Annotated in this window: 17 protein-coding genes, 1 other RNA gene and 1 other annotated feature; of the genes, 16 read left to right on the top strand and 2 right to left on the bottom strand. The window is 43.7% G+C overall.

Annotated features, from left to right (window positions below; genetic code table 11):
* The first annotated feature begins 110 nt into the window (after window positions 1-110).
* From secDF to dtd, 6 genes are all read left to right on the top strand, one after another.
* The gene (gene secDF / locus HHK01_RS10720; protein WP_170007784.1) at window positions 111-2,372 is read left to right on the top strand and encodes a protein translocase subunit SecDF; all 2,262 of its coding nucleotides are present in this window, start codon (window positions 111-113) and stop codon (window positions 2,370-2,372) included.
* Between the two features lie 213 nt (window positions 2,373-2,585).
* Window positions 2,586-2,960 carry a LapA family protein gene (locus tag HHK01_RS10715; protein WP_170007783.1) on the top strand — a complete coding sequence of 125 codons (375 nt, stop codon included), beginning with the start codon at window positions 2,586-2,588 and terminating at the stop codon, window positions 2,958-2,960.
* A gap of 382 nt (window positions 2,961-3,342) precedes the next feature.
* Window positions 3,343-5,658: a single-stranded-DNA-specific exonuclease RecJ gene (gene recJ / locus HHK01_RS10710; RefSeq protein WP_170007782.1), complete on the top strand. Its 2,316-nt coding sequence runs from the start codon at window positions 3,343-3,345 to the stop codon at window positions 5,656-5,658.
* 43 nt (window positions 5,659-5,701) lie between these two features.
* Window positions 5,702-6,217 carry an adenine phosphoribosyltransferase gene (locus HHK01_RS10705; protein WP_170007781.1) on the top strand — a complete coding sequence of 172 codons (516 nt, stop codon included), beginning with the start codon at window positions 5,702-5,704 and terminating at the stop codon, window positions 6,215-6,217.
* A 169-nt stretch (window positions 6,218-6,386) separates the two neighbouring features.
* The gene (locus tag HHK01_RS10700) at window positions 6,387-8,582 is read left to right on the top strand and encodes a RelA/SpoT family protein (RefSeq protein ID WP_170008760.1); all 2,196 of its coding nucleotides are present in this window, start codon (window positions 6,387-6,389) and stop codon (window positions 8,580-8,582) included.
* Window positions 8,583-8,636: 54 nt separating this feature from the next.
* On the top strand, window positions 8,637-9,080 hold the full coding sequence (dtd, locus tag HHK01_RS10695; protein WP_170007780.1) for a D-aminoacyl-tRNA deacylase: 444 nt from the start codon (window positions 8,637-8,639) through the stop codon (window positions 9,078-9,080).
* A gap of 47 nt (window positions 9,081-9,127) precedes the next feature.
* On the opposite strand, the gene HHK01_RS10690 is transcribed toward dtd, so the two are convergent.
* The gene (locus HHK01_RS10690) at window positions 9,128-10,750 is read right to left on the bottom strand and encodes an N-acetylmuramoyl-L-alanine amidase family protein (RefSeq protein WP_228027551.1); all 1,623 of its coding nucleotides are present in this window, start codon (window positions 10,748-10,750) and stop codon (window positions 9,128-9,130) included.
* 198 nt (window positions 10,751-10,948) lie between these two features.
* On the opposite strand from HHK01_RS10690, the gene HHK01_RS10685 reads away from it, so the two are divergent.
* The 7 genes from HHK01_RS10685 to HHK01_RS10655 all read left to right on the top strand — a co-directional run bounded on the left by HHK01_RS10685 (window position 10,949) and on the right by HHK01_RS10655 (window position 18,680).
* Window positions 10,949-11,119, top strand: a complete 171-nt coding sequence (locus HHK01_RS10685; RefSeq protein ID WP_170007778.1) for a hypothetical protein — start codon at window positions 10,949-10,951, stop codon at window positions 11,117-11,119.
* Between the two features lie 111 nt (window positions 11,120-11,230).
* Window positions 11,231-11,470: a binding site (T-box leader), on the top strand.
* A gap of 58 nt (window positions 11,471-11,528) precedes the next feature.
* Window positions 11,529-12,806 (top strand): histidine--tRNA ligase, encoded by a 1,278-nt coding sequence (gene hisS / locus HHK01_RS10680; protein WP_170007777.1) that lies wholly within the window; start codon window positions 11,529-11,531, stop codon window positions 12,804-12,806.
* A gap of 1 nt (window position 12,807) precedes the next feature.
* Window positions 12,808-14,589 carry an aspartate--tRNA ligase gene (gene aspS, locus HHK01_RS10675; RefSeq protein ID WP_170007776.1) on the top strand — a complete coding sequence of 594 codons (1,782 nt, stop codon included), beginning with the start codon at window positions 12,808-12,810 and terminating at the stop codon, window positions 14,587-14,589.
* Between the two features lie 101 nt (window positions 14,590-14,690).
* Window positions 14,691-14,879, top strand: a non-coding RNA gene (gene ssrS, locus HHK01_RS10670) — 6S RNA.
* Between the two features lie 184 nt (window positions 14,880-15,063).
* Window positions 15,064-15,984: an ABC transporter ATP-binding protein gene (locus tag HHK01_RS10665; RefSeq protein WP_228027550.1), complete on the top strand. Its 921-nt coding sequence runs from the start codon at window positions 15,064-15,066 to the stop codon at window positions 15,982-15,984.
* Window positions 15,981-16,775, top strand: a complete 795-nt coding sequence (locus HHK01_RS10660) for a DUF2705 family protein (protein ID WP_170007775.1) — start codon at window positions 15,981-15,983, stop codon at window positions 16,773-16,775. Before HHK01_RS10665 ends, HHK01_RS10660 begins: the two co-directional genes overlap by 4 nt.
* Window positions 16,776-16,901: 126 nt before the next feature.
* Window positions 16,902-18,680 (top strand): methyl-accepting chemotaxis protein, encoded by a 1,779-nt coding sequence (locus tag HHK01_RS10655; protein ID WP_170007774.1) that lies wholly within the window; start codon window positions 16,902-16,904, stop codon window positions 18,678-18,680.
* A 298-nt stretch (window positions 18,681-18,978) separates the two neighbouring features.
* On the opposite strand, the gene HHK01_RS10650 is transcribed toward HHK01_RS10655, so the two are convergent.
* Window positions 18,979-20,259 carry a replication-associated recombination protein A gene (locus tag HHK01_RS10650; protein ID WP_170007773.1) on the bottom strand — a complete coding sequence of 427 codons (1,281 nt, stop codon included), beginning with the start codon at window positions 20,257-20,259 and terminating at the stop codon, window positions 18,979-18,981.
* 126 nt (window positions 20,260-20,385) lie between these two features.
* Between HHK01_RS10650 and HHK01_RS10645 the strand changes: the two genes are divergently transcribed.
* From HHK01_RS10645 to HHK01_RS10635, 3 genes are read left to right on the top strand one after another with little or no spacing between them, the layout of a single operon-like run.
* Window positions 20,386-21,057: a YczE/YyaS/YitT family protein gene (locus tag HHK01_RS10645; protein WP_228027549.1), complete on the top strand. Its 672-nt coding sequence runs from the start codon at window positions 20,386-20,388 to the stop codon at window positions 21,055-21,057.
* On the top strand, window positions 21,054-21,476 hold the full coding sequence (cymR, locus tag HHK01_RS10640; protein ID WP_170007772.1) for a cysteine metabolism transcriptional regulator CymR: 423 nt from the start codon (window positions 21,054-21,056) through the stop codon (window positions 21,474-21,476). Before HHK01_RS10645 ends, cymR begins: the two co-directional genes overlap by 4 nt.
* Window positions 21,477-21,507: 31 nt before the next feature.
* Window positions 21,508-22,656, top strand: a complete 1,149-nt coding sequence (locus HHK01_RS10635; protein WP_170007771.1) for a cysteine desulfurase family protein — start codon at window positions 21,508-21,510, stop codon at window positions 22,654-22,656.
* The last annotated feature ends 96 nt before the right edge of the window (window positions 22,657-22,752 follow it).

The raw sequence follows: 22,752 nt of genomic DNA, 5'->3' as shown, positions 1-22,752 counted from the left end.
TAGGGGGATACGGAACTGCCCGTGAATTTCGATTCGTTGAACTAGCCGTTAGCGGGGGACGAACGAATGGAGTTCGACTTTATGGTGCGTTTTGAAGGAGGCAATACATAATGGTAAAACGCGGGCGGATTATCGCCTTTTTCCTGTTAGTACTTCTCTTGTTTACGACAATGGGTGGGACGACAGAACAAATTATGAAAAATATCAAACTAGGTTTAGACCTTCAAGGCGGATTTGAAGTTCTTTACGAAGTAACAGGAAAAGATGGAGAAGAGATTACTGATGAAGTGTTAGCCAGTACAGCAGAAGCACTCGATCAACGTGTCAACGTGCTTGGTGTAAGTGAACCTCGTATCGATATAGAAGATCCGAATCGCGTTCGTGTTCAGCTTGCTGGAGTAGAAGACCAAGCTACTGCTCGTCAATTGCTGGCAACAGAAGCGGAATTGAGCCTTCGGGACGTGAACAATGAGCTACTGTTCAGCGGTGCTGACCTTGTAGAGGGAAGCGCACAGCAATCGTTTGATCAAAACGGGCAGCCAAATGTTGTGTTGGAGTTGAAAAATCCGGACAAGCTTCTCGAAATTACGACCGAGATCTCACGAAGACCACTAGGTGAAAACTTAATGGTGATTTGGTTGGATTGGGAAGAGGGGGATACATACGCAGAAGCACAGGGAAAAGAAGATTCCAAGGTGATCTCTGCACCTCGAGTAAGTCAACCACTTTCACAGCCTGATATTTCCATTGAGGGAAGCTTCTCTACAGAAGAAGCGCAAACACTCGCTTCTTTGTTAAACGCAGGAAGTTTACCTGTGGAGTTAGAAGAAGTGTACTCCACTTCTGTTGGGGCTCAACTCGGTCAAGAGGCACTTGACGCGACAGTACTTGCTGGGATTATCGGGGTTGCGATCATATTCTTATTTATGGTGGCTTTCTACCGTTTCCCGGGACTAATAGCCGTAATCACGCTTTCGACTTATATTTTCGTGATTTTACTCGTCTTTGATTGGATGAACGCAGTACTAACGTTGCCGGGAATTGCCGCACTTCTTCTTGGGGTTGGTATGGCAGTTGATGCTAATATCATTACGTATGAGCGTATTAAAGAAGAACTACGTGTCGGACGATCTGTTAAGGCAGCGTTTAAAGAAGGCGGAAAGAACTCGTTTGCTACCATTGTCGATGCCAACTTAACGACGTTGTTAGCGGCTGGTGTGCTCTTCGTTTATGGAACTAGCTCTGTAAAAGGGTTTGCGACGATGTTGATTTTGAGTATTTTAGCTAGCTTCTTGACATCTGTTTTTCTTAGCAGAATGTTACTTAGCTTGTGGATTCATAGCAATGCTTTGAATCATAAGTTTTCTTGGTTCGGTGTGAACGAGAGTAAGCGAGCGTCTATCGAAGAAGGTTTGGATACACTCGATTTAAATACAAGATATGATCGCATAGACTTTGCGAAGCATGCGAAAAAATTCTTCTGGGCTAGCGGAGTTTTGCTAGTAATTGGACTCATTTTTATTTCTGTCTTCAGGTTAAATCTTGGAATCGATTTCACGAGCGGATCTAGAGTGGAATTTTCAACAGATACTACCTTGACGACAGACGAAGTGACTGCACTTGTCGAGGAAGCAGGCTACCCATCCACAAATGTTGCTCTTACTGGTGAAGAGCAGGATGCTGCTGTGATTCGATATCCGGTACTTCTGGAAGAGAACGAAGTGAATGAATTGAAAGCAGCTATCAACGCTGAGTATGGCGTGGAGCCAAGTGTAAGTACAGTGTCACCAACTATAGGAAGAGAGCTTGCGAAGAACGCTGTAATCGCCGTTCTTATTGCCTCTGCCGGGATTATTTTGTACGTAACGATTCGGTTTGAATGGAAAATGGCATTAGCAGCTGTGATTGCGCTTTTGCATGATGCGTTTTTCATTATTGCTTTGTTCAGTGTCTTGCAGTTAGAAGTAGATATCACGTTTATCGCAGCTGTGTTAACGATAATTGGTTACTCAATCAATGACACGATCGTTACTTTTGACCGGATTCGTGAAAATCTACGGAAGAAAAGGAAAATTAAAGAACCAAAAGAAATCGACGCTATCGTCAATAATAGTTTACGTCAAACGTTAAACCGTTCGATTTCTACGGTAATTACGGTCGTGTTTGTGGTTGTTTCGCTGTATGGTCTAGGTGCTAGCACCATCGCAAACTTCTCATTTGCCTTACTCATCGGGTTAATTGCCGGTACGTATTCGTCTATATTCATTGCAGCACAGCTTTGGATGGTATGGAAGAAAAGGGAACTTAGGAATAAAGGCTCCATTGTTACTTACAAAGAGAAGAAAGAGAAAACAGACGAACCAGTTGTATAATAACTCCAAAGTCCTCAAAACGGTTTACATTACCGTTTTGAGGACATTTTTCTTATCCTTAGGTTACAATAGTAGAAGATATCGACAAAGAAAGAAGCAATGTTTTAAAAGTAGTCGTTGAAAAAAACCTAAAACAAATTCTGATGAGCTACGGAGAAAACATTGATGATGTATTCGTACATATTAATCCGTAAGTCGAGAGGAGTAAAGTTCATGAAACAACAGTGGTGGTTACTGTTATCGTTTTTGTTTGCCCTGATTGTGGCCATCTTCGCTGTCGTCAATGTAGATAGCGTTCGTGTAAATTATGTTTTTGGTGAAGCGGAATGGCCACTCGTTCTCGTTATTTTAACTTCTGTTCTTATGGGTGGATTGATTGTCGGATCGGTCTCATTGTTTCGTTTATTTTTTGTAGGTCGACAACTGAAAGCAACCCGAAGAGACAATGAGAGTCTCCAGAAAGAGTTGGACACATTACGAGAAACTTTAACAGAGAAGAGTAGTCATACCCTTAAGAAGGAAAACATCCCTCCACAAACAGACCCAAATGATCTACCTACAGACGAGTCAAAAAATGATAGCAAGTAGGGAATTAGCGCAGCAGGCGATGTGACCTGCTGTTTTATTTTGAACAGTTAGTGCTGTAGCCCAGACTAATTCAGCATAGATCCAGACATAAAGCAGCTTATCCAAACGAATTGAGCCTAAAGTCCAAACTTTATGACAGGGAGCCATCAGTGAAGCAGTCCAGTACGTCATGATTACCATGAAATATAAAAGTAGTCATTGAGACAATCCCTCTCCCTCCTGTATAATTAGGAAGCGAGATAATTTTTTAATTGAACATAAAATTGGAAACTAGGATTTACTTTTACCGGTGGCTTAATAGGAATGTTTCGTACTAGTAGAAGTTCAACTAGACTGTGATTCTTTTGTCGTCACATCGAACAGCGAGGTAAGGAGGAAACGTATGTTACACCCTAAAAAACGGTGGGTATACCCCGAGGTACGTGCGGATTTTGCCCAGACTATTCAAGAAACGTACGGTGTATCCTCATTAGTCAGTCAAGTATTGGCAAATAGAGTAGAACGAGTTGAAGAATGTGAACAGTGGATTCATGAGCCTGCACAAGCGTTTCATGATCCTTTTTCATTTTATGATATGGATAAGGCTGTCAACCGTATTAGAACCGCGGTCGATCAGGAAGAACGCATACTCGTCTATGGTGATTACGATGCGGATGGGGTAACTAGCACATCTTTACTTGTCTCTGTGTTGCAAGACTTAGGAGCAATCGTCTCTTATTACATACCGAATCGCTTTACAGAAGGATACGGACCGAATGAAGCGGCTTTTCGCCATGCCTTTGAGGAAGGCGTCACACTTCTCATCACAGTCGATAACGGAATCAGTGGCATTGAACCCGTTGCAAAAGCGCAGAGCTGGGGAATGGACGTAATCGTAACAGATCATCACGAAATGGGACCGGAGTTACCTGAGGCTTTTGCAACGATTCACCCACGACATCCTAGTGGAGCTTATCCATTCGGTGAATTAGCCGGTGTTGGGGTCACTTGGAAGCTTGCGCATGCACTCCTTGGAGATGTTCCTGAACACTACCTCGATCTTGTAGCAATCGGAACGGTTTGTGACCTTGTGCCACTAGTTGGGGAAAACCGCTTCATCGTCCAACGTGGCTTACGACGGCTACAACAAACGAACCGAATTGGACTCCGTGCGCTTTGTCAAAAAGCAGGAACTGATATGGCTGGAATTACTGAAGAAGGGATTGGCTTTACAATTGGTCCTAGACTCAATGCACCAGGCCGTCTTGGCGATGCAGATGTAGCAGTGGAGTTGTTGCGGGAAGAAGACCCGGAACAAGCTCTACTTTACACAGACGAGATAGATGCTATTAATAAGGAACGTCAGAAACTAGTCAGTCAAACTACTAAAGAAGCGGAAGAGCTCGTGAAAGAGAATGACGACAAGGTCCTGGTTATAGCCCAAGAAGGATGGAACCCTGGTATTTTAGGGATAGTTGCTTCAAAGGTAGTAAGAGAATACGAGAAGCCTACCTTCGTACTTGCCATTGATAAAGATAAAGGGACTGCTAAGGGGTCTGCTCGAGGGATTCATAGTTGGGATCTATATAGGGCCCTGAGTACATGTCGCGATATTTTACCTCATTTCGGGGGACACGCTCGTGCAGCGGGTCTCACGATTAAGCTTGAGAATTTAGATTTGTTACGCGAACGGTTAAATCAGCTTGCAGAAGAAGAGCTGACAGAAGACGATTTTGTACCGATCCAACAAATCGATGCGATTCTTTCGCTGGAAGACGTCACTCTTGACGCCATCGAGGAACTAGAAAAATTGGCTCCATTCGGAATGAATCACCCAAAACCATACGTGTTGTTAGAAAATGTCCCAAAGACAACCGTCCGAAAAATTGGCTCTCAACAAAATCACGCAAAGCTTACATTTATCGATGGGGAAGCAAAGGTAGATGGCGTTGCCTTTGGAAATGGAGCGTTGGCAGACCTACTTTCTAAAGGAGCACGCTGCTCAGTAGTCGGACAGTTGCAAATGAATGAATGGAACGGGAGACGCTCACCACAAATGATTGTGGAGGATGTGGCGGTTGCCCATTGCCAAGTGTTTGATTGGCGGGAACAAGTTAAAAAGCTCCAGCAACTGCGCCATCTTCGTCGGGAAGATGTGAGATTTGTAAGCTTTGGAGAAGGGGCGTTAGATGCGCTTGGATTAAAGCAGGAGCCTTTTCCTTCCGAGCACCACTATAGTGAGAGTAATGAACGTCACGTTGTACTCGTTGATTTGCCACCGTCTGTTGAGGCGTTGCACGACGAGATTAAGGCGCATGATCCGACACACATTTACGCTCTTTTTCACGAGGCGTCCTCTGCTTACTTTGAGCACCTCCCAAAACGTGAACAGTTTAAATGGTGGTACGCCATGATCGGACAAAAGGGACCATTCCACATGGAACGGGATTTGCCTCGCATAGCAAAGTCAAAAAAATGGTCTGTCGCATCTATTCGCTTTATGTCGCAGGTGTTTTTTGAATTAGAATTTGCTACAATAGAGGATGGACTGATTCGAGCTTCAACTTCACCGATGAAACGTTCATTAAAGGAATCGGCTACATACCGACGATTTCAAGCTCAAGCGGAGATAGAACAACGTCTCCTGTATTGTTCATATGAAGAACTACAAGAGCAGCTTCTTCCTTGTCAAAAAGAAAAACAACAGGTGCTTGTGTAGCGCTTGAGCCCAAAGCAGGATTATAGAGGAGGAAGGATTTATAATGGATTTAAAACAATACGTCACGATTGTCCACGATTGGCCAAAACCGGGCATTAAATTTAAAGATATCACGACACTGATGGACAACGGAGATGCGTATCGTTATGCAACAGATCAAATTGTAGCGTATGCACGTGAAAAGGAAATCGACCTCATTGTCGGACCAGAAGCACGTGGATTTATTATCGGTTGCCCGGTAGCATACGCTCTCGGTGTTGGCTTTGCTCCTGTACGAAAAGAAGGAAAACTTCCACGCGAGACGATTAAAGTGTCTTACGGATTGGAGTACGGAGAAAATGTACTAACAATTCATAAAGACGCTATTAAGCCAGGACAACGTGTATTAATTACGGATGATTTATTAGCAACAGGGGGAACCATTGAGGCAACCATTAAGCTAGTTGAAGAATTAGGCGGCATTGTTGTCGGTACTGCCTTTTTAATTGAACTTGCTTATCTTGATGGACGTGATAAATTAAATAATCATGATGTGTTTACACTCATGACGTATAAGTAAGTAAATACGAACTAAACAGTAGGGATCGGGAAAGAGCCACTTCTTTCTCGATCTTTTTCTATAAAAAAACAAAACCATCTCTCCTTTACATATGGACAGTTTTTTTTGATAATAGAGAGAACTAACCTTGATACAGAAAGATAAACGTGAATGGAAAGAAGTGAGTGGTATGGCGAGCGAACACGTAGTTACCGCCGAACAAGTGGTGGAACGAATAAAAAAATATGTAAATGAAGAGCAAGCAAATTTTGTAATGAATGCGTATGAGTTCGCCAAGCAAGCTCACATTGACCAGTTCCGTAAATCTGGCGAACCGTACATTATTCATCCTGTCCAAGTGGCGTGGATCCTTGCTGATTTGGAAATGGATCCTGCAACAGTAGCTTCAGGATTTTTGCATGATGTGGTCGAAGATACAGAAGTAACGATCGATCAGCTTCGTGTAACATTTTCTGAAGAGGTCGCGATGCTTGTTGATGGTGTGACGAAGCTTGGAAAGATTAAGTTCAAATCATTAGAAGAGCAACAAGCTGAAAACCATCGGAAAATGTTTTTAGCTATGGCGAAGGATGTCCGAGTCATTTTAATCAAACTTGCTGACAGACTTCATAACATGCGGACGCTAAAGCATCTACCTTTGGAAAAGCAGCGACGTATTGCTAACGAAACGTTAGAGATCTTCGCTCCGCTTGCTCATCGATTCGGTATTTCAAAAATTAAGTGGGAGTTGGAGGACACTGCGCTCCGCTATTTAAACCCACAACAATATTATCGCATCGTTAATTTGATGAAGAAAAAACGTGCGGAACGGGAGCAGTATTTAGAAAGCGTCATCGAGAATATGAATGAACGGTTGGATGAAGTAAACATCCGTTCGGATATTACTGGACGTCCGAAACATATTTACAGCATCTATCGAAAGATGGTTAAGCAAAACAAACAATTTAACGAGATCTATGACTTATTAGCTGTTCGTGTCATTGTAAAAAGTATTAAAGATTGTTATGCGGTACTCGGTATTATCCATACTGCTTGGAAGCCGATGCCTGGTCGTTTTAAAGATTACATCGCAATGCCAAAGCCGAATATGTATCAGTCTCTTCACACAACAGTGGTTGGTCCAAAGGGCGATCCACTCGAAGTGCAAATTCGAACGCAGGATATGCATCGAATCGCAGAAGTTGGGATCGCGGCTCACTGGGCCTATAAAGAGGGAAAAGTGGTAGATCAGAGTGTAAAATTAGAGAATAAACTATCTTGGTTTCGAGAAATACTTGAATTTCAGGATGACGCAACAGATGCGGAAGAGTTTATGGAATCGCTGAAGATTGATTTGTTTAGCGATATGGTGTTTGTCTTTACACCAAAGGGCGATGTGATTGAGCTACCGTATGGATCCGTCCCCATAGACTTTTCCTATAGAATTCATTCCGAAATTGGAAACAAGACCATTGGGGCAAAAATCAATGGGAAAATTGTTCCGCTTGATTACAAGTTGAAAACAGGAGATATCATTGAAATTTTAACCTCGAAGCATTCGTACGGACCAAGTCCTGACTGGTTAAAGCTTGCAGCGACAAGCCAAGCTAAAAATAAAATTCGTGCTTTCTTCAAAAAACAACGCAAAGAAGAAAATATCGAAAAAGGTCGCGAGCTTGTTGAAAAGGAAATTCGTAACATGGATTTTGATTTAAAAGAAGTGCTCATCTCAGACAACTTGCAAAAAGTTGCCGAGAAGTTTAACTTCTCAAACGAAGAGGATATGTACGCAGCCGTCGGATATAACGGCATTACCGCCAGCCAAATTGCGAACCGTCTAACAGAGAAGTGGCGAAAGAAACGTGACCTTGACCAAGAATTATCGTTACAGGATTCGGTGACAGAATTAAAGGCACAGACTCCGCCCCGTAAAAAAGAAGCAGGGGTTCGCGTAAAAGGCATCGATAATTTGCTCATTCGTCTCTCTCGGTGTTGTCACCCTATCCCTGGGGACGAAATCGTGGGCTATATTACAAAAGGGCGTGGCGTTTCTGTACACCGCGCTGATTGCCCGAATGTAGACGGTGACGAATCCGATTCTCGCTTACTTCCCGTAGAGTGGGAAGGCGGACCAAATGAACGAAAAGAATATAATGTAGATTTGGAAATTAGTGCGTTTGATCGACGCGGCATCCTAAACGAAGTGTTGCAAGCTGTCAGTGAAACAAAAACGACCTTTACGGCAGTAACTGGAAAGGTTGATCGTCACAAGATGGCGACGATTCATTTGTCCATTTCTATTCAAAATATGAGCCACTTGCATAAAGTAGTAGAACGCATCAAACAAATTCCCGACATTTACACAGTGCGAAGGCAGGTCAATTAGACCAAAAACGAAAGGCATGTTAAAGTACGTGTTTCAAAAAGGAGTCTGGTGACAATGAAAGTTGTTGTGCAACGATCGAAACAGGCCTCCGTAACAGTAGGGGGTCAAATCGTTGGAGCGATTGACCAGGGCGTCGTATTACTTGTCGGTATTACTCATACTGATACCGAGAAGGACGTTCTTTATATAGCAGATAAAATTGCAAACTTGCGTATATTTGAAGATGAAAATGATAAATTGAATTTGTCATTACTTGATACAGGGGGACAAGCTCTTTCAGTATCTCAATTCACCTTGTACGGGGATTGTAGAAAAGGGAGAAGGCCAAATTTTATGCAAGCTGCGAAACCTGAAGTAGCCGAACCACTATACGAGGTTTTTAATACAGCATTACGAAATAGAGGGATTGAAGTAGCGACTGGTCAATTCGGAGCAATGATGGACGTTCAACTTATTAACGATGGTCCAGTAACGCTTGTTATTGAATCAAAGGAGTAGAAACTGAAAAAAGCTTGCCACCGTAGGGCAAGCTTTTTTACGTGACATCAGTTCGAGAAGTAGTCTTCTATGCCTGCGAATAGTCCGTCAACAGCACTTTCTTGAAAGGCGTCTGTCATCATATAGGCCTCCTCACTCGGATTGCTCAAAAATCCGAGTTCTACTAGAATGGATGGTACCGTATTTTCGCGGAGAACGAGATAATTCCCATATCTACTTCCTCTGTCTTCTAGATCTGTAGAGGTAGACAGTGCTTTTTGTATCGTATCTGACATTCTTTTGTGCGTGGGGTGATAATAGTAGGTCGTTGTACCACGAACGCTCGTGTCTTCAACGGCATCGTAGTGGATGCTAATAAACAGATCAGCACCCGTGAAAGAGGACATCCGAGCTCGATTGCGCAGCTCTACAAACGAGTCATCCCCCCGAGTCAATGTGACGAAAGCACCTGCTTGTTCCAAACGTTTTTGCAAAGCAAGGGATGTTTGTAAACTTAGCTCCTTTTCCTTTGTTCCACTACTGCCTCTTGTACCTTCATCCACCCCGCCGTGCCCAGGGTCAAGAAGAATGCGTTTTCCTTCAAGCCCGTCCTGCGTTGTAGTTTCGGACAACTCTTCTACAATCCAAGAGGCGACATATCCTTTACCACTCTCTAGTTTTAGTTCATACCAATCCCCGAGTGTACCGGTTACCTCGTACTCTTGAAAGGCTTGCCCCCTCTCAATGATTGGGGAATCGGTACTAGGAGCACTACGAATGTTTGTCCCTTCATAGAGCAATTGAATAGTTTGTGATGATAAGGTAGAAGTACCAGTATCAAGAAACCAACTGGTTATCCAACCCTCTTTTCCACTTGTATTTTCTATCATGACCCATGGACCTTGTCTTTTCTTAATTGAAATCTTTTCCCCTTTTAGCAAAGAGTCCACGACTTCACCTGTATAAGAAGGTCTTGTTCGAATTTGAAGACCTGCAATCGTGGCTGTAGCTTGTTGAACGTTAGAAGATCGGTCTTCTGAGACGACGATATAATCTTTATGTACAAAACCATCTTCAGTTTCATAGTAGTCGCCAGTAGTTCCAATAATATCGATCTGTTTTCCGTTTTCATATTGTGTGGCAATGCTAGCGCTACTACTAGCTTCTGTCCGGACATTGAGCACGGTTGCATTCACAATCCCAGTCATTGTTTCTTGCTCTAAGTTTTCTGTTCCCGTATCCGAATTAAGTTCTTGTATGTAGTCTAGAGACACCCAGCCATCAACGGTTGAATAAGAAATTTGTGCCCAGTTTCCTTCTTTTGTTTCAATCGTAAGACGGTCCCCTTTATTCACGTTGCCAACTACATCGTAACTAGTATCTGGACCCGATCGGACGCGTAAACTAGTCGCTGTTACAGTCGCTTGAGTGGCGGATGTGCTCGTAGTTGTCTTCGTCGCTGATGTAAACCAGGAAGCAATCCATCCCGTTTGTCCATCTCTCGTTTGAACACGAACCCAGTCATTGTTACGTTCTTTGACAGTCAGCTCATCATTGTATTGTAGAGAACCAATTGGCGCATAACTAAGGCCTGGTCCTTCTCGTAAGTATAAGGAAGTAGCTTCTACGGTTAAGGTCTCACCTTGAGATAGTGATGCAGGCATGTACGAGAGAAAGAGTCCTATACACATAAGTAAAACAACAGTTTTTTTGATCGTTCGCTCCTCCTCTGCTGAACACTTTATTTTTATAAGCGCATAGTGACGTGACTTTTACATAGTTTCTGTACGAAAAGAAAAAAACCTTTATCTTTCTTTGTCGAAATTCGGTTGAAGTGAAAAAAACTCGGACAAACTGAACGTATCGAAGAATGGAAGGGGATATGGAGTATGCGTACGCAAAGAAAGCAATCACCCACAAATGCAAAATTAGAAAGTATCGATATGCATCGTTTTGAACAGCAAGCTAATTTAACAGATTTTGAATTTGCAACAGAGTTTGGGGTTTCCGTCCGAGAAGCACGTAATTTAAGGAAAAAGATGCGTGGAAACAACTCTTGACAATCCATTCTTAACTGTCTATGATAAAAACATTCTACACGCTTTTAAGATTCGAATGCTACGTTTTGTACGGGTACTTGACAGAAGGTAGCACAAACATAAAGTGAATATATGGTTCTTAAGATCGGGAATAGTAGCTAGGATCCACGTGAATAGAGAGGGAGCGTCATAGGCTGAGAGCGCTCCTACATAGTGACTTAGTGAATGAACACCCAGAAGGATCTCTACTGAACGCCCGAATGGTGAGTAGGTAGTAGACGCATACCGAGCGTTACCGGTAGAGAGGAAGATCGTTTTGTAACTATCTTCAACAAGGGTGGCACCGCGGGTAAAAAATATCCCGTCCCTTCGTCGTTATGGCGAAGGGACGGGATTTTTTATTTGTACAAGATTGAAGGAGTGAAATAGGATGAGCTATTCCTTACCGAGAGGGACACAAGATATACTGCCAGGAAAAGTGGAAATTTGGCATAGTATCGAAAAAGAAATACGAGAACTTTCAAGACGATTTAATTACCATGAAATTCGCACGCCTATTTTCGAGCACACTGAGCTGTTTCAAAGAGGGGTGGGCGATTCAACGGATATAGTGCAAAAGGAAATGTATTCGTTTGAGGATCGTGGTGAGCGATCACTCACACTGCGGCCTGAAGGAACGGCAGGCGTAGTCCGCGCGTTCGTAGAGCATAAAATGTTTGGTCAGCCTGATCTTCCAGAAAAATTGTATTATGTCGGACCGATGTTTCGTTATGAGCGCCCGCAAGCAGGAAGATACCGCCAGTTTCATCAATTCGGGATTGAAGCAATTGGTAGCGTCGATCCTGCCGTTGATGTAGAGGTCATGTCTTTTGCTGTGGAGCTGTTCCGTAAACTTGGATTACGAGATACGAAGCTAGTAGTGAACAGTTTAGGAGATGCGTCAAGTCGCATCGCGCACCGGGAAGCATTGGTAGAACACTTTTCTGGACGAATTAACGAATTTTGCTCAGATTGCCAACGCCGACTTCACCAAAATCCGTTACGCATTCTCGATTGCAAAAAAGATCATGAACACGAACTGGTAGGGAATGCACCGTCTATTTTGAGTTACTTAAACGAGGAAAGCAGAACTTATTTTGAAAAAGTAAAGCAATATTTAGATGCTCTTGCTATTCCGTATGAAGTGGATCCGACATTGGTACGAGGGCTGGACTACTACAATCATACTTGCTTTGAAGTGATGAGTACCATTGAAGGCTTTGGTGCCCAAACCACTTTGGGTGGGGGGGGACGCTACGACGGTCTTGTCGAACAAATTGGTGGGCCGAGTGCACCAGGTATCGGCTTTGGGATTGGACTTGAGCGGGTTGTCGCGGCGATTGAAGCGGAGAAATCAGCAGAATTGGCTTCGGGTGGAATCGACGTATTCGTTGTTGCGCTTGGTGATGAGGCAAAAGACGCTTCTGTTTCACTACTCTCGCAACTCCGATCGAATGGATTGTCTGCTGACAAAGATTATGCAGAAAAGAAAATGAAAGCACAATTAAAGCAAGCAAATCGCAAAGGTGCTAGATTTGTTGTCATACTTGGAGAGGACGAGCTAGCTAAGGGAATTGGTGTTGTAAAAGTGATGACTACTGGGGAACAAATTGAAGTCTCGGTAAATGAGGTAGCTACGTATGTTGCCGCACAAAAAGGAGGAGCGTAATATGTTTGGACGGACGCATTATTGTGGAGAGGTTCCTGAAGCAGCAATTAATGAGACCATTACACTAAAAGGCTGGGTACAAAAGCGAAGAGATCTTGGTGGATTGATCTTTTTAGATCTTCGCGACCGTACAGGTATCGTTCAAGTCGTTTTCAATCCAGAAATAAATCCCGAAGCTTTGCAGGTCGCCGAAAATGTACGGAATGAGTACGTGCTTGACATTCAAGGAAAAGTCGTCAAAAGAAGTTCTGAAACGGTAAACGAAGGTTTATCTACTGGAAAAATTGAAGTAGTTGCGGAATCGGTAACGGTTTTAAGTAAGGCGAAAACACCACCATTTATGATCGGAGACAAACAAGATGTTTCCGAGGAAATACGTCTAAGGCACCGCTACCTAGACTTGCGCCGGCCAAAGATGGCAAATGCACTTCGTATGCGTCACGAAACGACGAAATCAATTCGCTCTTTCTTAGATGAAGAACGATTTTATGAGGTAGAAACGCCTATTTTAACAAAGAGTACGCCAGAAGGAGCACGCGATTATCTCGTTCCTAGTCGGGTACATGATGGTGAATTTTATGCGTTACCACAATCACCACAATTGTTTAAGCAGCTCCTCATGGTAGGTGGGATTGACCGTTATTATCAAATTGCTCGTTGTTTTCGCGATGAAGATTTACGAGCGGATCGTCAGCCAGAATTCACGCAGGTGGATATTGAAACGAGTTTTATGAGTCAGGAAGACATTATCGAGCTAACGGAGCGCATGATGGCTAAATTGATGAAGGATGTCAAGGAAATGGATATTGCGGCTTCGTTTCCACGTATGACTTACGTAGAAGCGATGTCTCGTTACGGATCAGATAAGCCAGACACCCGCTTTGCAATGGAATTAGTCGATGTAAGTGACGTTGTGAAGGATAGTGGATTTAAAGTGTTTGCTAGCACCATCGCATCAGGCGGTCTTGTCAGCGGATTGACAGTAAAAGGTGCAAAAGATCAATATTCACGCAAAGATATAGATGCACTGACTGAATTCGTGGCGCGCTACGGTGCCAAAGGATTGGCATGGATGAAGGTTGAAGCAGAAGGATTAAAAGGACCGATCGCGAAGTTTTTTGAAGGGAAAGAGCAAACGACCCTCTGCACAGCTATGGGAGCAGAAGAGGGCGATCTCCTGTTGTTTGTAGCAGACAAAAGAAACGTTACACAAGAGTCGCTCGGGCAATTACGTCTGCATTTAGGGAAAGCTCTTGGGCTTATTGACGAAAGTGCCTTCCACTTTCTCTGGATCGTTGATTGGCCACTGTTTGAGTACGATGAAGAGGACGGCAGATACTACGCAGCACACCATCCGTTCACCATGCCGAAGCGTGAAGACGTAGACAAACTTTCCACAGCCCCTGGAGAAGTGTTAGCACAAGCTTATGACCTCGTATTGAATGGATTTGAATTAGGTGGGGGAAGCTTACGAATTTACGAAAAAGAAGTACAGGAAGAGATGTTCAAAGCGCTAGGTTTTTCGCAAGAGGAAGCACATGAGCAATTTGGCTTTTTATTAGAAGCGTTTGAATACGGTACACCTCCACATGGGGGAATTGCCCTTGGTCTTGATAGGATTGTGATGCTCCTATCAGGTGTATCTAATTTACGAGAAACAATCGCGTTTCCGAAAACAGCAAGTGCCAGCTGTGTACTCACAAACGCACCGAGTGGGGTAGCAGATGCTCAATTGGAAGAGCTGCACATTGCTTTACGTGGAGGCAGCCTCGGTCGAAGCTAAGTAATGATAAATCCCTGTAGTTGGTCGTAAATAATGGAAAGAAAATTGGGCTCTTCCTCCATTGCGCGATGAGAATCATGATGCTATAATAAGTTCAACACAAAGTCCTGATGTGTTCGTTGCACTTTCTTGTTTTGACCGAACACTTCGATAACGGGAGCTTACGTTTCACCGTGGCGTACATGCCTTGCAAGCTTGAGGACGTACAAAACGAAGAACAGGGCACCCACCTGCAGGGAGCGGGTTCAAAACGAAGACCTAAATTCTGTAACGGCACGATTGGGACTACATAACTTAGCAGTAAAAAGGGTTATCCGCCTACTTAGCCGGATGACCCTTTTTTTGTGTAGGCTGTTTTCGTATTCTTTACTAATAAGGTTTATTTGGTGGAATTTAGAAACCATTATGGTTCTTTTTCGTATGTATTCTTGAGCAATAGTTTATGATAGATAATCTTGAAAGGAGTTCTGTAACTTGGAAGATAGAATAGGTAACTGCTTGCTAGATTGTAAGGCATTGACGAAGGTGTACAGCGGAACGACTGTAGTAGATAAAGCTTCCTTTTCAGTGCAAGGAGGGGAAGTGTTTGGGCTTCTAGGTCCGAATGGAGCAGGAAAGACAACGACGATTCGGATGCTGGTTGGTTTAATCGGTATGACCTCTGGAGATGCATACGTATTTGGTCATAGTATTCGGACGAAACGTGAGGCAGCTTTAAAGAATGTAGGGGCAATTGTCGAGCAACCTCATTTCTACAATTTTCTTACGGGTAGAGAAAACTTAAAACAATTTGCGCGTATGCATAACGTATCGAATGAAAAGATCAATGAGGTCATTAGCACAGTTGAGCTAAGCGATGCGATTGATCAACGTGTCAAAACGTACTCCCTTGGCATGCGACAGAGACTCGGTTTAGCGCAATCCTTGCTACACGATCCGAGTGTACTCTTACTGGATGAGCCAACGAACGGGTTAGATCCGAAGGGAATTCGGCAGATGAGAGATTTACTGAGACGACTTGCCGCTGAACGAGGTTTAGCCATTGTCGTCTCGAGCCACTTGCTGTCAGAGATGGAGCTGATGTGTGACCGATTTGCAGTGATGAAGAAGGGGAAGATTGTTGCGATTGAGTCGGTTCATACAACTGAGAGTGAAATCGTTGTTAGCTTTACAGTAGACAAAGTAGATGAGACGGTACATACAGCACAAACACTTGGAATCCAACACCATTCTACTGATGAAAAAAAGGTTCGTTTCACCATGCCCTCAGACACTGTCCCTAAAGTAGTTCAACACTTTGTAGAGAGCGGCATCGCTATATCAGCTGTAGTACCAGAGAGAAAAACACTCGAGGATCGCTTTATAGAAATGACGGAAGGAGGGGAGCAGAAATGAAGGCACTTTTAATGAACGAATGGATTAAACTCTACAAAAGAAGAAGCACGTGGCTCATGTTTATTTTAACGATCATCGTAGTGGCCGGCTTTGGATGGGTGAATCGAACAACAGAGGCGCTCGGTGTGTCTGTGGAAATGAATCAGTGGACATTTGTAAATAGTGCTATGTATATCAGCTCTCTCGTCGGACTGTTCTCCATGATCGTCGCTGCGCGCATCGTTTCTCAAGAAGTTCAATGGGGGACGATGAAGCTCATGTTACTACGTCCTTTTGCGCGCTGGAAGTTTTTGCTTAGCAAATTACTTGTCGTTGTCTTCTTTTCGTTGATCATTATGGTACTGCTTGTTCTGACCGCAATCCTTGTAGGTGGGATCTTTTTCGGATTTTCCTCACCAATGGAAGAAGCGTCTTGGACAATGGAAGGGCGAGAATACACAACAAGTACTTTACTACTTACTACGCTCACCTTTTTGTTTAAGTGGTTACACATGCTCACCTTTTCGATCATTTCCTTTGTTTTATCGGCGATTACTTTAAGTAACGCGTTTTCGCTAGGAATCTCACTGTTTCTCTTTTTTACTGGGTCATCGCTCACCTTTTTCTTAGCTGCAAATTACGAATGGGGCAAATATATATTATTCGCAAACTCTGATTTAACGCAGTATATTAACGGCGCTGCGTTAGAGGGATTGACACTTGTGGGCTCATTCGTGATTGTTTTGATTTACTTATCGCTATTCCTTGTTAGTGCGTTTCTAGTGTTTCAAAAAAGGGATGTCCACGCTTAAGTAGTGAAAATATCTACTAGGGGGAATAATTTGACTTCTGTTAGTTTTCTTAAACTGTAATGTTTCCTGTCGATATATGTTGTGGCTACTCTTTGTAGAAACGATAGAAGAAAGGAACTACAGACAATGCGAACCCTTTGGCGAAACACAAAAATTGGACATAAGTATTTTTTTGCGCTAGCTGTTACGATCCTATTGTTTATCGGATCCGCAGCAGTTTTATTTTTTGAATTTCAAAGTATTCGAGACAACGTAGATCGAATGGAACAAACAGGTAGGACCGCGACTGATTTGACGGAAATGGGATCTCTTTACAGGTCAAAGGCCATTCGTGTAGCCTCATATGCAAATGATCCAGACTCGCTACATGTAAAGGAATTCGAACAACGCAGCGAAGAATTTACTCAGCTTGCTCAAGGTATTAAAGAGCAAATTAAAACAAATGAAGAAAAATACATGTATGATTTGGTAATGTTACTGGACGAGCAGTTGAATGCATTATTCCTTGAAGATCTTATTGGGAATACAGAAGATGCAGCGCAAGTTAGTACTGTTTTGCTAGAGCTGGAGCGAATTCGTCCTCAAACAGTAGACAGCTTGTACAGTTTGCGTGCCTTTTTCGAGGAAACGAGGGAACAAGCGGTAGCTGACACAAATAGTGCCACGGCACAAAGTTTAACCGTGCTTATGGCCTCTATATTCCTGTCAACTATTCTAGGTTCTGGAATCGTCTATATCGTAAATCGCATCGTAACGAAAGGTCTGCACCAAGTTGTAGATGCTGCGAACCAAGTATCGAAGGGTGAGTTAAACTTTCCTGATTTAGACGCGGTCGGGAAAGACGAAATTAGTCAGCTCGGTCAAGCGATGATGAATATGAAGGACCGCCTCGTGAATATGGTACAGGAAATCCAACATGTGTCTGTAACCGTTTCTTCTCAAGCAGAGCAAATGCTACAATCATCCAACGAAGTAAAAACAGGCAGCGAACAGATTGCCGTCACGATGGAGCAACTCTCGCAGGGAGCCGATCAACAAGCGGGTGCTGCAACAGAGCTGACAGACATGATGGTAGCTTTTTCTCAGACCGTTCAGGAAACGGATGACCGTGGGAAGTCAATGAGTTCAGACTCTACACAAGTACTTAACATGACAGGTGAAGGGCGCCAACGGATGGAAACATCTTTAACTGAAATGAACAAAGTATATTCACTTGTTGAGAAGACTGTGGAACGAGTAGAAGGATTGGAAAAGCGTTCTGAAGATATTTCCTCACTAGTAGACGTCATTCAAGGTATTGCAGATCAAACGAACCTTCTTGCGTTGAACGCAGCGATTGAAGCAGCACGTGCTGGTGAAAGCGGAAGAGGATTTGCCGTGGTGGCAGAGGAAGTACGGAACTTAGCCGAAGAAGTATCAAAGTCTTTAGTCGGTATTATAGAGAGTGTACAAGGCATTCAAAGCGAATCAAAAGCCATTTCAACAGCTTTGCACGAAAGCTTCCAACAAGTAAAAGATGGAACGGAGAGTATGAGAGAGAGTGGCGAAGCGTTTGGTTCCATTGAGTCATCAGTAGAATCCATGGTGAAAACGATTCAATCAATGAGTGAACAACTGAACGGAATGTACAGCTCCACACAAGAAGTGAGTGCATCTATTGAATCGATCGCCTCTGTAACTGAAGAATCTGCTGCTGGCGTAGAACAAACATCAGCAACAGTGGAGGAAAATGCAAGCGTAATGAGTGACTTGACAAATCAAGCACACGAACTAGCCGCGCTTTCTGATGAGCTTCAACAACTGACACGCCAGTTTGTGTTTGAGAAGAGTGGGGAAGTTGTTGATGAAGTGAATGTTGTAGAGCAAGAGGAGTCAATTGAGCAGGATATGGAAGAACCAAAATAGAAAAACAGCACCGTTCCTATTTAGAGGAGTGGTGCTGTTTTTTATTTTTCAGCAAAGGAAGAGGAAACCCTATGCCTTGGGGTTTATTTAAAAGTACAGCAGGTTTTTTGTGGAACAACTCGTGAAACAAGAAAATTCGGGAAGTGACAGGCATCGATTTTTTACAGCTGCTGGCCCTTTTAAGTAAGTAAGGTTGAGCAATGGAGCAGATTTGAAACTACTGTCTGATAGCGAGTGGTCTGGGATCCGTAATTCGGAAATGACAGGTATCGACTTAAACAAAAAAATAGCGCCGTCCCTATTTAGGAGAACGGCGCTGTTTCGCTTGAATGTTTTCGTATATTTGCGCTAGTGATGTCTCATGTTTACTCGTCTGCTTCGGTTCATAGTATTCTTTCTTTACGAGCTTGTCCGGCAAGTATTGTTGCGGGATGAACCCGTACTTGGAATCGTGAGGGTATTTGTAGTCGAGTCCGCGACCGAGTGCTGCGGCTCCTTTGTAATGAGCGTCCTTTAAGTGAAGTGGGACGTCCCCGCCTTTACCTGATCGTACGTCTGCTATGGCGGCATCAATCGCTGTGATAGCAGAGTTCGATTTCGGTGATAGGGCGAGTTCAATCACGGCACTGGCAAGCGGAATTCGCGCTTCAGGGAATCCCACTTTTTCAGCGACCTGTATGGCAGTGAGCACGCGATCACTTGCCTGTGGATGGGCGAGTCCGATGTCTTCGTAAGCAATGACGAGCAGCCTGCGTGTGATAGATGGCAAGTCTTCTGCAACGATAAGTCTCGCTAAATAATGAAGCGCTGCATTCACGTCGCTACCCCTGATCGACTTTTGGAAGGCGCTCAACACGTCGTAATGAGCGTCTTCGTCTTTGTCATGGGTGAATCCTTTTTTCTGGATGCACTCTTTGGCAACGTCTACTGTAATTCGGATCGTTCCATCATCGCCATGTGGAGTGGACAATACAGCGAGCTCTAACCCGTTTAGTGCACTCCGAACGTCCCCACCGGTAGCCTCGCTGAATATATTAAGAGCGTCCTCATCAACTGTGACGTTGTATGTACCAAGACCACGTTTTGCGTCTTGTAATGCATGTTGCAACGCTTGTTTCACTTCGTCTGAATGCAAAGGAAACAGTTCAAATATTTGACAACGACTTCGGATCGCTGGATGGATGGCGTGATAAGGATTACTCGTTGTCGCACCGATTAACACGATGGTTCCTTTTTCTAAATAAGGAAGCAGGAAGTCTTGCTTTGTCTTATCGAGTCGGTGTACCTCATCTAATAGCAAGACGACTTGTCCAGAGAGTTTTCCTTCTTCTGCTACAATTTGCAAATCTTTTTTCGTGTCTGTCACCGCGTTGAGCATACGAAAGGCGGCATCTGTGCTCCCAGCAATGGCGCTGGCGATGGAAGTTTTTCCGATGCCTGGTGGACCGTATAAAATCATAGAAGACAAACGCCGGGCTTCTACCATTCTCCGAATCATCTTTCCTGGTCCGACGAGATGCGTTTGACCTAAAATGTCGTCAATCGTTTTGGGACGCATGCGATAAGCTAAAGGTTCCATATATAGTCCTCTCTTCGTCCAGTGTTCTATATCTTTTTTAACACACGATTCCCCAATCAGGCAAAAATTTGTTACAATCTAGGGATAGATGAGTCGAGAAGAGTGAGATGAAGGAAGGCGAGATATTTGCATAAGCAACAATGGTGGATGCGTTTTAGTATTTTTACAATCGGACTTGCAATTATGGCGCTCGGGGTTGTACTCATTATTTTATCAAACCTTGGGGCATCACCTTGGGACGTATTGCACGTGGGATTATTTTTACAGCTAGGTTTAACGATCGGAACGTGGTCTGTACTTGCAGGCTTGCTTGTACTGTGTATATCTGCCGCCATGACTCGCCGATTACCAGGCGTTGGTGCCTATTTAAATATGTTATTTGTAGGAATGTTTATAGACGGGTATATGCTGTTACCATTTTTAAATGAACCTGTATCATTAGCAGGGAAGGTCGCTTTTCTTTTGCTCGGTATAGTCGTGATGGGAATTGGTATTGGCATGTATATGTCCGCTTCTTTAGGGGCAGGCCCGAGAGATAGTTTAATGGTCGCTCTACGTGACATAACTGGGTGGAGTGTGTCTAGAGTTCGAAGTACAATGGAAGTCGTCGTGCTATTTTTTGGTTGGTTACTCGGAGGACCTGTTTTTTGGGGAACGCTCCTATTTTGCCTTACGATTGGGCCGATTGTCGGGATTACGATTCCCATTTTTGAACGATGGACGGGTAAATTTTTAGATCGGAGAGCAATACGACTGAATAGACAGGAATGGAAAGGGAGCCGAGGTGCGAATATATGAAGATATCAACAAAAGGGCGATATGGACTGACAATTATGATTGAACTAGCGAAAAAACACGGAGAAGGACCGACTCCTTTGAAAAATATTGCAAAAATGAATAACTTGTCGGAGCACTATCTAGAGCAGCTTATTGCTCCTTTGAGAAATGCAGGTCTTGTGAAAAGTATTCGCGGTGCTTATGGTGGCTACCTACTAACTCGTGAACCGGGTGAGATTACTTCTGCGGACATTATCCGAGTGTTAGAAGGTCCGATAAGTCCGGTAGAAGGATTAGAGGACGAAGAACCTGCAAAGCGAGAGTTGTTTAGTCGAATCCGTGATGCGGTAAAAGAGGTACTCGAATCGACAACATTAGAGGAGCTTGCTAGCCATTCAAATGATGAAAATGATTCAGATGCCTTTATGTTCTATATTTAAACCTCAAGATTGCTGGAAGGTGAAATAGAAAATGAAACGATATTATATAGACCATGCAGCGACAACGCCAATCCGTCCAGATGTAATGGAAGTTATGGTCGATGCGATGCAACAAGCCTGGGGCAATCCGTCAAGCATTCATTTTGCAGGTAGAAACGCGAGAAAAGAATTGGATGAAGCGAGGCGTATGTTAGCGAAGTGTTGGGATGTACTGCCGTCTGAAATCGTTTGGACGAGTGGTGGTACTGAAGCGGATAACTTGGCCATCTTTGGTTGCACAGACGCGTTGCGTGATTACGGAAACCACTGTATTACAACCAAAATAGAACACCATGCTGTGTTGCATGCATTTCATAAGCTGGAGGAGAACGGATTTGACGTCACGTATTTGGACGTGAATGAAGAAGGACTCGTATCCGTTGATGACTTTAAACAAGCGTTGCGAGACGACACCATTTTTGTCAGTATCATGACTGGTAATAATGAGGTTGGGACTGTCCAGCCGATTGAGGAAATTGCTTCTGTATTGAAGGATCATCGCGCTGTTTTTCATACCGACGCAGTCCAAACAATCGGTTCACTCCTGTTCTCGCCGAAGGCTTATGGGGTTGATCTCTGCAGTGTGTCATCCCATAAATTTGGTGGACCTAAAGGCGTTGGCTTTTTGTACGTCAAGGAAGGGACACCTTTTCGTTCGCAGCAACTCGGTGGTGAACAAGAAAGAAAGCGACGAGCAGGGACAGAAAACATTCCGGGTATCGTCGGTCTTACACATGCTTTTCGGGTGGCTACAGAGAATCAACCTCATCACGCTGAAAAGATGAAAGCTCTTATTGAGACGTTTCTCCGCACACTTCAGCAAAATGATGTGACCTTTGTGCGTAACGGAGCCCACGATCAAACTCGTTCGCTTCCGCACATTGTGAACCTTCATTTTCCTGGAATGTCACTCGAGAAAATGCTGATGAACTTAGATTTGGACGGGGTAGCGGCTTCGAGTGGTTCTGCTTGTTCTGCCGGATCTGTGCAGCCGTCTCATGTATTAAAAGCGATGTACGGAGACGATCCTCGTACAAAAGAGTCTATTCGCTTCAGTGTGGGAGCAGGTCTCACGGAGGAAGACATGGTTGAGATTGGAACGATTGTGGCGCGTATTGTGGATCGTTTATCAGTAAAGTGAGTATCACAGGAACAGCACCTTATTTGTAATATTTTCCGGTGATTCTCCATTCGTGTTTTTCGTTCGAGTTCTTGATATGATGGGAAAGTTCGGAGG

Source organism: Bacillus fonticola, assembly GCF_012955605.1.
In the GTDB taxonomy this organism is placed as follows: Bacteria; Bacillota; Bacilli; order Bacillales; family JC228; genus Bacillus_CG; species Bacillus_CG fonticola.
Note: the sequence above shows the minus strand (reverse complement) of the source record. Positions and strands in the feature narration are given on the sequence as shown.